Source organism: Mesorhizobium sp. P2_D6 (assembly GCF_056404315.1).
The window spans coordinates 456,224-469,233 of the sequence record NZ_JBFUEG010000005.1 but is presented as its reverse complement, the minus strand read 5'-3'; the positions used below and the strand labels follow the sequence as shown (position 1 = coordinate 469,233).

Genomic DNA, 13,010 nt, shown 5'->3' with positions numbered 1-13,010 from the left:
TACATTGAGTTCGCGGACGATGGCTCCGGCGAATTCGCCTTCGGATGCGTCACCGGCCAGATCTTCGGCTCGGGTGACGGCAACAATGTCGCCTTCTCCTGGCAAGGCAATGACGAAATGGACGAAGCCCAGGGCAATGGATGGGCTGAAATCCAACCAGACGGCTCTATCAACGGACAAATCTGCTTTCATGGCGGCGACGAAGCAGACTTCGTCGCTCACAAATGGACTTCTTCAACAGCCTGTTAGGGCACATCGATACTCAGGTGAGGCCGGCCTGCGAAAGGCGGCTTCCTGTGCTTCCGGCCTTCGCCGGCCGAAGCACTCTTGAGAGGTCGTGGCAGTTAAGGCTACGGCCGGCGTAGGCCGGTGCTCACGTACCAAAAGTACGCTCCGCTCCGGTTCTCGGAATCCACCATTCTCGACTCGGCCTGACCTGAGTCTCGACATGCCCTGCGTCAGCGCCGGAAGACGGGGCATCGCGTCTGCTAACCTTTCCTTAACCCTGCCCAAACCGGCTGTCAGGATTCGTCGGCATGCCGCTTTCCGATCGTTGACATTCGAACAAAATTAGAACAAAATACGAACATAGCAACAACAGGAGAGAGTTATGAGCGATCTTGTTCAGGACGTCGTTTCGTTGGTGTGCATGAGTGCGTTTCTCGTTTCCATGGCCGTCTGGATCGGTGCCATGTGATCAGTCTGCGGTTCGCCGCAGTGTTTTGAGGCGGGCAGGAGGGCGTTGTGTTGTTAAGCCTTTCTTGCCGCCATGACGCTAGGGTGCCCTGTCAAGACAGGGAGCAAACGCCTAAGTGTCGCCGATCATCACGGCCCTTCTCGTGGCCGGCAATCTCGGACTGATTTTCCTTTTGATGACCGCGCCGCTCGGTTTGCGTACGGTGAGGCTCAGCCGCGTGGTTGCCATGGACCGGCAGCGCCTCTGGCAGGCGCTGTGGCCGCTCGGCAGCGATGCCGGCTGGTCCGGCGAGATCCTGTCGGCAGAGCCGATGGACGGGCAGGGTACGACCCGCATCATGATGTCCTGGGAAGGCCGCGACGGCCAGCCGATCGAGCGCAGATCGCGCTTCGAAGACGTCGTCGAAGGCAGTCGGTTTTCGATGCGCGTCATCGAGGATACCGCGCTCGACGCTTCGTTCTGGAAGGATTTTTACGAGACCACCGAACTCGTTTCGGAAGGTGCTGCCACGCGCGTGACGCTCAGCCAGACCGACCGCTATCGCGGCGTCGCCTTCCTGGTGTTCCGTTACTTCGCCATGCGCCGCGAGCTTGGCAAGCTGCAGATCTGGGCGAGGACCGGACAGTATCGCAAGGGCGGCTGGTTCGAGCATCCGCTGAGCCAGGTCGGCTTTGCCATTCTGTCGGCCTTCATCCTGTGGCCGTTCTTCGGGCTCAATCCCGGTGGCTTTGCGCTGGCCGCGATCCTGACCTCGGTGGTCGCCCTGCACGAACTCGGTCATATGGCGGCCTTCCGGCTGACCGGTCATCGCAAGGCGCGGATGATCTTCATCCCGCTGCTCGGTGGCATCGCCATTGGCGGCCGGCCCTATGACAGCCGCTTCGAGGTCGCCTTCGTGGCGCTGATGGGCGCCGGCTTTTCCGCTTTCCTGGTGCCGCTGCTGATCATCACCAGCAGCTTCGCGTCTAGCGAGGGGCATCGGCTGGCCGCCGCCCTTCTGGCGACGCTCGCCGGCTTTGCCGCGCTGTTCAACATCGCCAATCTGGTGCCGGTGTGGAAATTCGACGGCGGCCAGGTGCTGCGCCAGATCTGCCCAGGCCCGATCGCGCTGGCGCTGGCTTCGTTCTCTTTGCTTTCGGCTTTGCTGGCGGTGGGCTGGTTCGCTGGTTTTTCCCAAGGCTTTCTGCTGGTGGCAGGCGCGGTCTTTGCCATTCTCAGCCTGCTGACCGTGGGCAGCGGGGTAAAGCCGCGCCACGAACTGAAGCCGATCCGCACCTTCGACCGTTTCGCCATGGCTGGCGCGCTATTGGCCGTCTTCGCCATTCATGGTTACGGCCTGCTGTGGGCCTCGGCGAAGCTACTTTGAGCGTTTGATCGAGCGGTTTCAGCCGGCCTTGCGCGCTGGTTCGGCAGAAATTGCCTCGGCTGCCCCAAAAACATCCTCGAAGGCGGATTTCAGCGCCAGGTCGAAATCGGCCATGGTCACGGGCAGGCCGAGATCGACAAGGCTGGTGACGCCGTGGTCCGGCACGCCGCAGGGCACGATGCCGCTGAAATGGCCGAGATCCGGCTCGACATTGACAGCGATGCCGTGAAAGCTCACCCAGCGCCGCAACCGGATGCCGATGGCCGCGATCTTGTCCTCGGCCGGCGAGCCGTCGGGCAGGGAGGGACGATCGGGCCGCACCACCCAGACGCCGACGCGGTCCTCGCGGCGTTCGCCGCGCACGTTGAAGGCTGCAAGCGTGCCGATGATCCATTGTTCGAGCGCGGCGACGAAGGCGCGCACGTCCTCGCGCCGGCGCTTCAGGTCAAGCATCACATAGGCGACCCGCTGGCCCGGCCCATGATAGGTGTATTCGCCGCCGCGTCCGGCCGCGAAGACCGGGAAACGGTCGGGGTCGATCAGGTCTTCGATACGGGCGCTGGTGCCGGCGGTGTAAAGCGGCGGGTGCTCGACCAGCCAGACCAGCTCGGCGGCGGCACCGGTGCGGATCGCCTCGGCACGGGCTTCCATCAGGGCCAGCGCATCGGTGTAGCCGGTCAGGCCGGGCTCGATGCGCCATTCGACCGGTGCTGAGCCGGGCAAGGGCAGGAACGACGTGGCGATCTGGCTGCGTTCTGTCATGGCTTTTCGTTTTTCGCTTAATGCACGCCGGCTTCCAAAACCGCTTCAGGCCTGGGGCGGAATGCATTTGCCCTTTCATATGGCGGCAATTGCCTAAAACGTCCAGTTCGCCACGCACTTCGGCCTTCCCGACCGTTATGCCAATTCCCGGCGATTATTGCGCGCCGCGCCCTTGTTTCGCCGGAAACGATTTGCTACACGCCGCGAGCCGGTTCGTTCCGGCTCCTACCACGGGCGGTCGTGGCGGAATTGGTAGACGCGCAGCGTTGAGGTCGCTGTGGGGCAACCCGTGGAAGTTCGAGTCTTCTCGACCGCACCAAACATCCCGATCCATCGCGATCGGAATCGCCTAAATCCAAATATGATCAGGTTGCGACGTCCTGCTGCTGGCGGCAGTCGTCGGTCGCTGTTGCGCGCCCTTTTGGGCTCGGCAGTGCGATAGAGCGGGATGAATTGAGGGTGAATCGGCGTGGGATTCCCTCAGGCGTGCAAATCTGATTCAACCTTCTTGCTGGGCAAGGAGGTCAGCATGGATGGGCAAACCTTACTCGATGGATCTTCGCGAACGGGTTGTTGCATCGGTTGAGCGGGATGGGCTGTCACGACGGCAAGCCTCGGCGCGCTATGGGGTTGGTATCAGCACCGTCATCAGATGGGTGAGCCGGTTGCGCGAAACGAACAGTCTAGCGCCCGGCAAGATGGGTGGGCACAGGCCGAAGAAGATTGCCGGTGAGCATCGGGAGTGGCTGCTGGTGCGCTGCCGGGCCGCGGATTTTACGCTACGCGGTCTTGTGATCGAGCTGGCCGAGCGCGGCCTTGCGGTCGACTACCGCTCGGTGTGGGAGTTCGTCCACGCCGAGAAGCTCAGTCACAAAAAAAGACGCTGATCGCGGCTGAGCAGGATCGCCCCGATGTGGCGCGCCGGCGGGCACAGTGGGCAAAGTATCAGGACCGTATCGATCCTTCCCGCCTGGTGTTCATTGACGAGACATGGGCCAAAACCAACATGGCGCCGCTCAGAGGATGGGCGCCGCGCGGCGAGAGGATCAAAGCCAAGGTGCCGCACGGCCACTGGAAGACCATGACCTTCCTGGCAGCGTTGCGCCATGACCGTGTCGATGCACCATGGCTCATCGACGGACCGATCAACGGCGAGCGTTTCCAGCTCTATGTCGACAAGGTTCTCGTCCCAACCCTCGAACCCGGCGACATCGTCGTCATGGACAATCTCGGCTCGCACAAGGGCAAGGCCGTGCGCCGCGCCATCCGCTCGGCCGGCGCCAAGCTGTTCCTCCTGCCGAAATATTCGCCCGACCTCAACCCCATCGAGAAGCTCTTCGCCAAGCTCAAGCACTGGCTGCGCAAGGCTGCCAAGCGGACGGTCGAGACCGTCTGTGACGCCATCGGCCAAATCCTCAAAATTGTCTCTTCAAACGAATGCCAAAATTACTTCATCGAGGCCGCATATGCCCAACCTAAATTCATCCCGCTCTAGGCGAGCACAGCGAAGCCTTGCCCGCAGCCTTCCCCAGCAACGTTCGCAAGATTAGCATCTGTCGTTGCCAACATGCTCCTCGCCGTTGACATCCCGGAGAACGAGGTCGGGCAGAAGTCATTTTTCCCCGCGTTGCCGAACTTTGAAACACTTTTTCTATGGAATTTGTAGAATTACGTTTTGAATGGGATCTCGGTAGTGCTCGCTAAGTCCTGGCGGCCTTCGCCTCCTGAGTTGCGATCAGCGCTTTCGTAAGCAAGCAAGACAGCTCCCTGTGAAGGGGGTGTTCCGCCGATCGCATTGCGGCCGGTGACGGCGGAGCATTGCCAGCAGCCCGCGGTTCCAGAGGATAGAGGTTTTTCATGCCCAAACTTGCCCCAGTAGAGCAGATCATCCCGGAAGCCGACGTAGTCCCGCTTACGGGACGAGTCGGCGCAGAGATCAGGAACATACGGCTTTCCGGCGACCTGCCGCAGCAGACGGTCGCGGCGATCAACCAGATCCTGTTGCGGCACAAGGTGGTGTTCTTCCGCAATCAGGCGCATCTCGACGATGCCGAGCAGGAGCGCTTCGCGCATCGTCTCGGCGACCTTGTTCCGCATCCGACCCAGGGTCCCGTCAAGGGAACGGCGTCCATTCTCGAGCTCGATTCGAGCTGTGGCGGCGGTCGCGCCGACCAATGGCACACCGACGTCACCTTCGTTGACGCCTATCCGAAATTCTCCGTTCTTCGCGGCGTCGTCATACCGCCCATCGGCGGCGACACCATCTGGTCGAACACCGCCGCGGCCTACCAGGACCTGCCCGAGCCGTTGAAGCTGCTCGCGGACAATCTCTGGGCGGTTCACAGCAACGTCTACGATTATGCCGCCGTGCGGCCGCGCGCGAGCGCCGCGGAAAAGAAGCATTTTGAGGAGGTCTTCACCTCGACGGTCTACGAGACCGAGCATCCCGTTGTCCGCGTCCATCCCGAAACAGGCGAACGCTCGTTGCTGCTCGGCAATTTCGTGCAAAGGCTGGTCGGTCTTTCCAAGAGCGATTCAGCGCGGCTCTACCAGGTGTTCCAGTCCTATGTCACCGCGCCGGAGAACACCGTCCGCTGGCGCTGGAAAGCCGGCGATGTGGCGATCTGGGACAACCGGGCCACCCAGCACTACGCAGTCAACGACTATGGCGATCAACACCGGGTCGTGCGTCGCGCCACAGTCGACGGCGACGTTCCGGTCAGCGTCGACGGCCGCCGCAGCGCCACCCGCACCAAGGTTGCGAAGCCCGCGACCGACAAGGCCGCCTGAAGTCCGGGCCGCCTGAGGCGGTCGAACTCGGAGGCCGCTGCTCGGGGCGGCCTTCTTCATCCACGATAGTGTCTCGGCCACTACCCACCGAAGGAAGGATACCAACCGCCACGTCGGCGTCGCAAATGGCGTGACCGACGGTGTCGCGCTTACCTATAGTGCCCATGACAATTTCATCCAGGGGCATCACGTATGTTGGGTAATTTTCGTGCGGTGGTCGTCGGTGGCGGCTGTGTCGGCGCAGGTATTCTTTACGGCTTGGCGAAGCGCGGCTGGAGCGATGTCGCGTTGCTCGAGCGGACGCAGCTCACTGCCGGTTCGACATGGCATGCGGCGGGGCTGATACCCTCCTACGCCCGCAGTCTCAACATCGGCCGGATGATCGCCAAATCCATTGAGATCTATGAGGGCCTCGAAGCTGAAACCGGTCAGAAGGTCGGCTGGCACAAATGCGGCCAACTGCGCATCGCCAACACGCGCGACAGGCTCGACGAATACCGCAGCTATATCGACGTCGCCGAGGTTCAGGGCATTAGGGCGCGGATCGTATCGCCCGCCGAGGCGCGAGAAATCTGGCCGCTGCTCAACAATAGCGGCATGCTGGGCGCTCTCTATCACCCCGATGACGGTCACATCGCGCCCGCCGACGTGACCCAGGCCATGGCCAAGGGCGCACGCGACCTCGGCGCGAAGATCCATCTTGGCACCGAAGTGACAGGGTTCGAGCGGATGCCGGGCGGCGAGTGGAAGGTCAGAACCTCCCGCGGCGACATGGTCTGCGAACACGTAATCCTCGCCACCGGCAATTATGCACGCCAGACCGGCGCCATGCTGGGCCTCGACATTCCGGCAATTCCGATCGTGCATCAGTACTGGATCACCGACGCGGTGCCCGAAGTGGTGGAGCGCAAGCGGCAGGGTCTTCCGGAAATGCCGATCCTGAGGGACGAGGGTTACGAGGGCTACCTGCGTGAAGAAGGGGACGGGCTGCTGTTCGGCCCCTACGAGCGCACCGAACAGCTCAAGCTGTTCGCCGAGAACGGCGTGCCGGAATGGTTCGGCGCCGACCTGCTCGATGAGGATTTCGACGCCGTGTCCTGGAACTGGGAACGGGCGACGGAACTCGTGCCCGCGCTCGGGCGCACCGGCATCAAGAGAAATGTACGCGGACCGTTCCAGATGACGGCCGATGAGCTGCCGTTGATGGGGCCGGCCTGGGGGCTCCAGAATGTCTGGCTCGCCGAAGGCGTTCCGGGCGGCATCCTGTGGGGCGGAACGATCGGCCATTACCTTTCCGAGCGGATTGTCGAAGGCGGCAACAGCATCGACACCGCAGAACTGGATCCGCGGCGCTTCGGCGACCATGCCAACAAGAACTGGACCCGGGAGAAGGTTCGGGAAGCCTGGGGCACCCATGCAACACAGCACTATCCGGGCCAGGACATGCCGGCCGCACGACCGCAGAAAACAGCTCCGTCCTACGATCGCCTCAGCCAGCTCGGTGCTGTGTGGGATGTGCTGAACGGCTGGGAAATGCCGAGCTGGTTCGCACCTTCGGGCGTCGAGGCCCGCAATTCCTATAGCTGGCGCTGGACCGCCAAGGGCACCTATGTCGGCGAGGAGGTCCAGGCTGTCCGGCAAGCCGTCGGCCTGGTCGAAATGACGCCGATGACGAAGTTCGAGGTCGGCGGCCCGGGTGCCGAGCGCTGGCTCGACGGGATACTCGCCAATCGCTTGCCGCGCCCCGGCCGCATCGCGCTCGCCCACCATCTCACGCCGGCCGGTGGTGTGCAGGCCGAGTATGTCGTGGCGCGGCTACGGAGCGACCTGTTCTACCTCGTCTCGACGCCGCGCGCCGAGCGCTGGAACTACGACGACCTCAACCGGCTGCTGCCGAAGGACGGCAGCGTGCAATTGTGCAATGTCACCAACGATCGCGGCAGCTTCACCGTGGTCGGGCCCAAGGCGCGCGACGTCCTGCAGCCGCTGACGGAGATCGATCTGTCGAACGAGGCTTTCCCCTGGTTCAGCGTGCAGTCGGCGACCGTCGCCCTCGCCAGCGACGTGCGATTGATGCGCGTCAACTATTCGGGCGAGCTCGGCTGGGAGCTCTATCATCCGCTCTGCTACCAGCGGCATTTGCTGGATGCACTTCTGGCCTCAGGTGAGGCGCACGGGCTCAGGCTGGTCGGGCTGCAGGCGCTGGAATCGCTGCGTCTCGACAAGTCTTTTCGCGCCATGTACCGCGACATGAACCTCGAACTGTCGGCCTGGGCGAGCGGTCTCGACCGCTTCGTGAGGCTCGACAAGGGAGACTTCATTGGCCGCGCCGCTCTGGCCGCGAAGCAAGAGCAGGGCGCCGCACGCCGGATCGTCACGCTGTCGATCGACACGGATGGGGCGAGCGCCTTTGCCTATGAGGGCGTCTATCGCGACGGCAGCCTTGTTGGTCGCGTCACGTCAGCGGGCTACTCCTACACGTTTGGCCACGACATAGCGTTGGCGCTGCTGCCGCTGGAGCTTGGCACGCCCGGGACAGGGTTGGAGGTTTCAATTCTTGGCGAGCGGCGCCCGGCACGGGTAATCGCCGACTCTCCCTATGATCCGGACGGCGCGCGCGGGCGTATGTGAGGGACCCAGAGCACAGTCGTTCAGGCCGCTCGTCCGCGCCGCGTGGTCGGTCAGTCTCGGACGATGACGTCGGTAGCTCGGCTCAAACCGGGCCTATCCCGTCCACCCAAGGCCAGCCGAGATGCAATTGATCGAGACGAGCAGGGCGTCGGTCGACCGCTTTTGATCCGCCGCGCCTGATCGCACTTCACGCAGCAGATCGACCTGCAGCCGGTGAATGTCGTCCATCTGGCGCCGCAGGCTGTCGAAGCGCCGCTTGAACATCGGAAAGCGCACCGAGAGGTCGCCTCCGGTGAGGTCGCGGATCAGGCGTCGGGTCAACTCGTATTCGGCGAGAATGCGGGTGTAAATCCGTTGCGACGCATCGCTGTCGGACACCAGGCCGGCATAGAGCCGCGCGATCTCCATGTCGGACTGGTAGAGCGTCTTCTCCGCCTCGTCGACGATCAGACGGAAGAAGCGCGAATGTTCGAACATGCGCGCCAGAAGGTCTCGCCCGGCATCGCCGCGCACCGTGACGAAGGAACTCAGCGCACTGCCGATGCCATACCAGCCGGTCAGCAGATGACGGTTCTGGCTCCAGGCGAACACCCAGGGAATGGCGCGCAGGTCGGCAATGCCGTTGGCGCCGAAACGGCGCTCCGGCCGTGAGCCCATTTTCAGGAGCCCCAGTTCCGCGACCGGGCTCGCCTGGTTGAAATAGTCGAGGAAGCCGGGCTCCGCCATCAGTCTGGCATAGGAAGCCTGCGACATGCCGGCCAGCGCTTCCAGCGCTTCGTCGAACTCGGGTGTCTGCCTGGTTTCGGCGTCGCCCGGCGCTCCGGCACTGTGAGCCAGAACGGCAGCGGCGAGGATTTCGAGCTGGTTGAGGCCGGTGCCGCGATTGGCGAATTTCGACGATACGACCTCGCCCTGTTCCGTCACCCGCATGGACCCAGTGACCGTACCTGCCGGTTGTGCCGCGATCGCCCGGCCGGTCGGCGCGCCGCCACGGCTGACGGAGCCGCCACGGCCGTGAAAGAAGCTGATTCTGACCTTGTGCTTGCGGCCGACGGCAGCGAGCCGCTTTTGCGCCTTGGCCAGTTCCCAATTGGAGGCGAGGAAACCGCCGTCCTTGTTGGAATCCGAATAGCCGAGCATGATTTCCTGGCGCGCGCCGAAATCCCGCACCGTGCGCCGCACCAGGGCAATTTCGAAAAATCCGTTCAGGATGCCGGGGGCTGCCTGCAGATCGGCGATGGTTTCGAACAAGGGCACGATCCGCAGCCTGATCGTGCCGTCACTGCCGGGCGCGGTCGAGAGACCGCAATATTGCGCCAGGAGATAGACCGCGAGCAGATCGTCAATCGAGCGGGTCATGCTGAGGATGAAACAGCCCACCGCATGGCTATCGGCGCCGGCGATCTGGTTCGCGATGACCGAGAATGTCGCAAGCAGTTCCCTTGCCTCGGGCGACAGCCGGTCCGCGTCGATCTCCAGCCGCTCGCTTTGGCCAAGGGCTGCGCGGATGCGCGCCGACCATTGCGGCGTGCCTGGCATGACCGGGTCTTCCAGGGCAAAAAGCTCGGCCAGCACCCGGTTGACGACCGTGGAGTTCTGCCGGATGTCGAGCGAGACCGTCCGGAAGCCGAAGCTTGCGACCTGCCACAGCAGCGGCTGGACGAAACGCCGGGCGACCGCGCGCCCTCCGATCGCTTCGAGGACAGAAGCCAGACCGCGGAGATCAGCACCAAACGCCTCCGCCGAGGGGTAGGCGGCGACCCCGCCGTCGCGCGTGGCCACAAGCCGGGCCAACACGGCCGAGGCGAACTGGCGAAGCGGCTCGTCAGGGTTGCGGGCGGCGATGTCGTGCCCCTGTCCGCTCTTGTCGAGTGCCCTTTGCAGAATCGGCGCGAAGCTGGCCGGAAGGTCGACGACGTTTGAACTGGCGCTGAGCACCGTCACCAACCGCTGCATTTGCGTCAGGTACCAGCCAATGGCGGTGTTCCGGTATTCGGCCAGGGCATTGGCGGTCATGGCGGCGGTCACGTTCGGATTGCCGTCGCGATCGCCGCCGATCCACGAGGCATAGCGCATGAAGGAGGGGATCCTGACCGGCTCTCCGGGATAGTGACGCTGGAAGGCGTCCTGCAGCTTGCCGTAGAGCTGCGGCGTCGCCTCGAAAATGACTTCACGGAAGAAATGCAGGCCCCAGGCGATTTCGCGTTCGACCGTTGGGCGCTCCAGCCTGAGCTCGCCCGTCATCCACAGAAGCTCGATCTCGCTTTCAAGATCGGCGACCAACAGATCGCGTTCGCGCGGGGCCCAGCGCGGCTGGTCGAGCTCGGTCAGCTTGCGGTAGATGCGGCGGTGGATCTCCAGAACCGTGACGCGTTTGGCCTCCGTTGGGTGCGCGGTCATGGTCGGGCCGACGCAGAGTTCATTGAGCGCGGCCTGCACGTCCGCTGCCGAGCGACCGTTCGCCGCCATCTGCGCGATCACGCTGGCGAAGGAGCCCGGCACGTCGTCGGCGCCCGCGCCCTGTTCGAGCTCGCGGCGCGTGCGCATGGCCAGCAATTCATCGGCGATCGCCAGCAACTGGAACCAGACGCCGCTTGCCTGCAATGCCGGGATGCGCTGTTCCGGGGCAAGCGAGACAAGCGACCTGCGCCCGCTCAAAACGGCGGCGATCTCGGGCTCACGCGCGCTGGCGACCTTGAGCAGCAGCCGCAACAGCAGGCTGCGCTCGTCCTCGCGAAACTTGATGGGTTTGCTCTGTTCCAAAACGCTTTCCTCCCGGGCCGAGGGCTGCGCCCGGCTTTCAAGCAACCCGGTTGGGGACCGGGCGACCCTCGAAGAAGGCGGTCAGGTTCTCCACCACCTTCATACCCATCGCCACGCGCGTTTCCTCGGTCGCGCTGCCGAGATGCGGCAAGAGCACGACGTTTTCCAACCGCTTGAGCGCTTCCGGAACGGCCGGCTCCTCGGCAAAGACGTCGAGGCCGGCGCCGGCGATCTCACGCCTTTCCAGTGCGCCGATCAGGGCATCCTGGTCGACGACATCGCCGCGCGCCGTATTGATCAGGAACGCGCCAGGTTTCATCAGGCGCAGGCTGCGGGCATCGATGAGATGGCGGTTTTCCGCGCCGCCCGGACAGTGCAGCGACACGAAGTCGGATGCCGTGAGCAGCCCTTCCATAGTCTGCATCTGGACCGCGCCCATGGCGCGCGTCTCCTCATCGTCGACAGCTGAGCGATTGAAGAACACGATCTTCATGCCGAAGCCGAAATGGGCGCGCCTGGCGGTTGCCTTGCCGATGCGGCCCATGCCGACAATGCCAAGGGTTTTGCCCGACACTTTCGCGCCGGCCATGTGCGTCGGCGACCAGCCGCGCCATTCTCCAGCCCGCAACTGGCGCTCGCCTTCACCGGTCCGGCGCGCGACAGCCAATATCAGGCTGAGCGCCAGGTCGGCGGTGCAATCGGTCAGCACGCCCGGCGTGTTGGTCACCACGATGGAGCGGTTGCGGGCGGCCTCGACATCGATATGGCTGAAGCCGACGCCGAAATTGGCGATGATCCGGGTGCGGGCAGCGCTGCCGGGGAACACCGCGTCAGGCAAGCGGTCGCTGACCGTCGCCAGGATCGCGTCATAATCGGCGAAGGCGGACGTCATCGCGGCCGGGCTCAATGGCGTATCGCTGGTGTTGAACGTCGTGTCGAAGCGTTCGGCGAGGATCGCTTCGACGGGCGCCGGCCATTTGCGGGTGACAATCAAACGCGGTTTCATCGGATATCCTGCCCATCGAAAGGGTTGGCGATGCCTGGCGCCAACCTTCAACGTCACATTGCTTTATGCGAGCTTCGCCCGGCGGCCTCACGCCGCCTTCTTCATCCGCAACAGCGTGTCGGCCACCACCTCACCAAAGGACGACGGCGTCGGCACGATGGTGACGCCGGCTTCCTTCAGGATCTCGACCTTCTCCTGCGCCGACTCGCCGAAGGCCGAGATGATGGCGCCGGCATGGCCCATGCGGCGGCCTTTCGGAGCGGAGAGGCCGGCGATGTAGGCGATGAGGGGCTTCCTCATATTGTCGCGCGCCCAGATCGCGGCTTCGGCTTCCTGCGGTCCGCCGATCTCGCCGATCATGACAACGGCGTCGGTGTCGTCATCCTGTTCGAACAGTTTCAGCATGTCCTTGAACGACGAGCCGTTGATCGGATCGCCGCCGATGCCGACGCTGGTCGACACGCCGATACCGAGCGACTTCATCTGTGACGCCGCCTCGTAACCGAGCGTGCCCGAGCGGCCGACAATGCCGACGCGGCCGGGGAGGTAGATCGAGCCGGGCATGATGCCCATCAGCGCCTGTCCGGGCGTAATCACGCCGGCGCAGTTCGGGCCGATCAGCCGCATGCGGTCCTCAAAGCGGTAACGCATCATGTAGCGCTTGACCTGCATCATGTCCTGCGAAGGGATGCCGTCGGTGATGCAGACGCAAAGTTTTATGCCGGCGTCGGCCGCTTCCATGATCGAATCGGCGGCAAAGGGCGGCGGCACGAAGACGATGCTTGCCTCGGCGCGGGTTTCGCGCACCGCGCCCTTGACCGTGTTGAAGACGGGCAGGCCAAGATGCTTCTGGCCGCCCTTGCCGGGGGTGACGCCGCCGACCAGCTTGGTGCCGTAGCGCTTCATGTCGTCGGCATGAAAACTGCCGATCTTGCCGGTAAACCCTTGCACGATGACGCGCGTGCTGCGGTTGAGCAGAATTGCCATTTTATCGA

9 protein-coding genes and 1 tRNA gene are annotated in these 13,010 nt (G+C 63.7%); 5 read left to right on the top strand and 5 right to left on the bottom strand.

The genetic code is table 11. From position 1 onward, the window contains the following. On the bottom strand, positions 1–222 hold a 222-nt coding region (locus AC1D1L_RS14320), incomplete at its 3' end, for a hypothetical protein (RefSeq protein WP_477339718.1). 590 nt (positions 223–812) lie between these two features. On the opposite strand from AC1D1L_RS14320, the gene AC1D1L_RS14315 reads away from it, so the two are divergent. Continuing rightward, on the top strand, positions 813–2,063 hold the full coding sequence (locus tag AC1D1L_RS14315; RefSeq protein ID WP_477342165.1) for a site-2 protease family protein: 1,251 nt from the start codon (positions 813–815) through the stop codon (positions 2,061–2,063). Positions 2,064–2,081: 18 nt separating this feature from the next. On the opposite strand, the gene lipB is transcribed toward AC1D1L_RS14315, so the two are convergent. Then, a complete protein-coding gene (gene lipB, locus AC1D1L_RS14310) occupies positions 2,082–2,825 on the bottom strand; it encodes a lipoyl(octanoyl) transferase LipB (RefSeq protein ID WP_352560147.1) in 744 nt (247 codons plus the stop codon). A gap of 234 nt (positions 2,826–3,059) precedes the next feature. Between lipB and AC1D1L_RS14305 the strand changes: the two genes are divergently transcribed. The 4 genes from AC1D1L_RS14305 to AC1D1L_RS14290 all read left to right on the top strand — a co-directional run bounded on the left by AC1D1L_RS14305 (position 3,060) and on the right by AC1D1L_RS14290 (position 8,246). Further along, positions 3,060–3,144, top strand: a tRNA-Leu gene (locus tag AC1D1L_RS14305). A gap of 214 nt (positions 3,145–3,358) precedes the next feature. Further along, positions 3,359–4,320 (top strand): IS630 family transposase gene (locus AC1D1L_RS14300; protein ID WP_477342163.1). Its coding sequence is split into 2 segments (ribosomal slippage): positions 3,359–3,698 and positions 3,698–4,320, totalling 963 coding nucleotides; the frame shifts between segments, so codons are not numbered across the junction. 362 nt (positions 4,321–4,682) lie between these two features. After that, positions 4,683–5,615 carry a TauD/TfdA dioxygenase family protein gene (locus AC1D1L_RS14295; RefSeq protein WP_477342161.1) on the top strand — a complete coding sequence of 311 codons (933 nt, stop codon included), beginning with the start codon at positions 4,683–4,685 and terminating at the stop codon, positions 5,613–5,615. Positions 5,616–5,807: 192 nt separating this feature from the next. Continuing rightward, positions 5,808–8,246 carry a GcvT family protein gene (locus AC1D1L_RS14290; protein ID WP_477342159.1) on the top strand — a complete coding sequence of 813 codons (2,439 nt, stop codon included), beginning with the start codon at positions 5,808–5,810 and terminating at the stop codon, positions 8,244–8,246. Between the two features lie 93 nt (positions 8,247–8,339). Here the strand turns inward: AC1D1L_RS14290 and AC1D1L_RS14285 are convergent, their stop codons facing one another. The 3 genes from AC1D1L_RS14285 to sucD form a co-directional block, all read right to left on the bottom strand. Further along, positions 8,340–11,009 (bottom strand): phosphoenolpyruvate carboxylase, encoded by a 2,670-nt coding sequence (locus AC1D1L_RS14285; protein WP_477342156.1) that lies wholly within the window; start codon positions 11,007–11,009, stop codon positions 8,340–8,342. 37 nt (positions 11,010–11,046) lie between these two features. Then, positions 11,047–12,015 (bottom strand): 2-hydroxyacid dehydrogenase, encoded by a 969-nt coding sequence (locus AC1D1L_RS14280; RefSeq protein ID WP_477342154.1) that lies wholly within the window; start codon positions 12,013–12,015, stop codon positions 11,047–11,049. Between the two features lie 87 nt (positions 12,016–12,102). Beyond that, positions 12,103–13,002 (bottom strand): succinate--CoA ligase subunit alpha, encoded by a 900-nt coding sequence (gene sucD, locus AC1D1L_RS14275; protein WP_477342152.1) that lies wholly within the window; start codon positions 13,000–13,002, stop codon positions 12,103–12,105. Positions 13,003–13,010: the final 8 nt, after the last annotated feature.

What these genes read in the sequence shown, in the direction of transcription:
- AC1D1L_RS14295 (WP_477342161.1), top strand. Translation starts at nt 4,683, where the DNA reads ATGCCCAAACTTGCCCCAGTAGAGCAGATCATCCCGGAAGCCGACGTA.
- AC1D1L_RS14290 (WP_477342159.1), top strand. Translation starts at nt 5,808, where the DNA reads ATGTTGGGTAATTTTCGTGCGGTGGTCGTCGGTGGCGGCTGTGTCGGC.
- AC1D1L_RS14280 (WP_477342154.1), bottom strand. Translation starts at nt 12,015, where the DNA reads ATGAAACCGCGTTTGATTGTCACCCGCAAATGGCCGGCGCCCGTCGAA.
- sucD (WP_477342152.1), bottom strand. Translation starts at nt 13,002, where the DNA reads ATGGCAATTCTGCTCAACCGCAGCACGCGCGTCATCGTGCAAGGGTTT.
- lipB (WP_352560147.1), bottom strand. Translation starts at nt 2,825, where the DNA reads ATGACAGAACGCAGCCAGATCGCCACGTCGTTCCTGCCCTTGCCCGGC.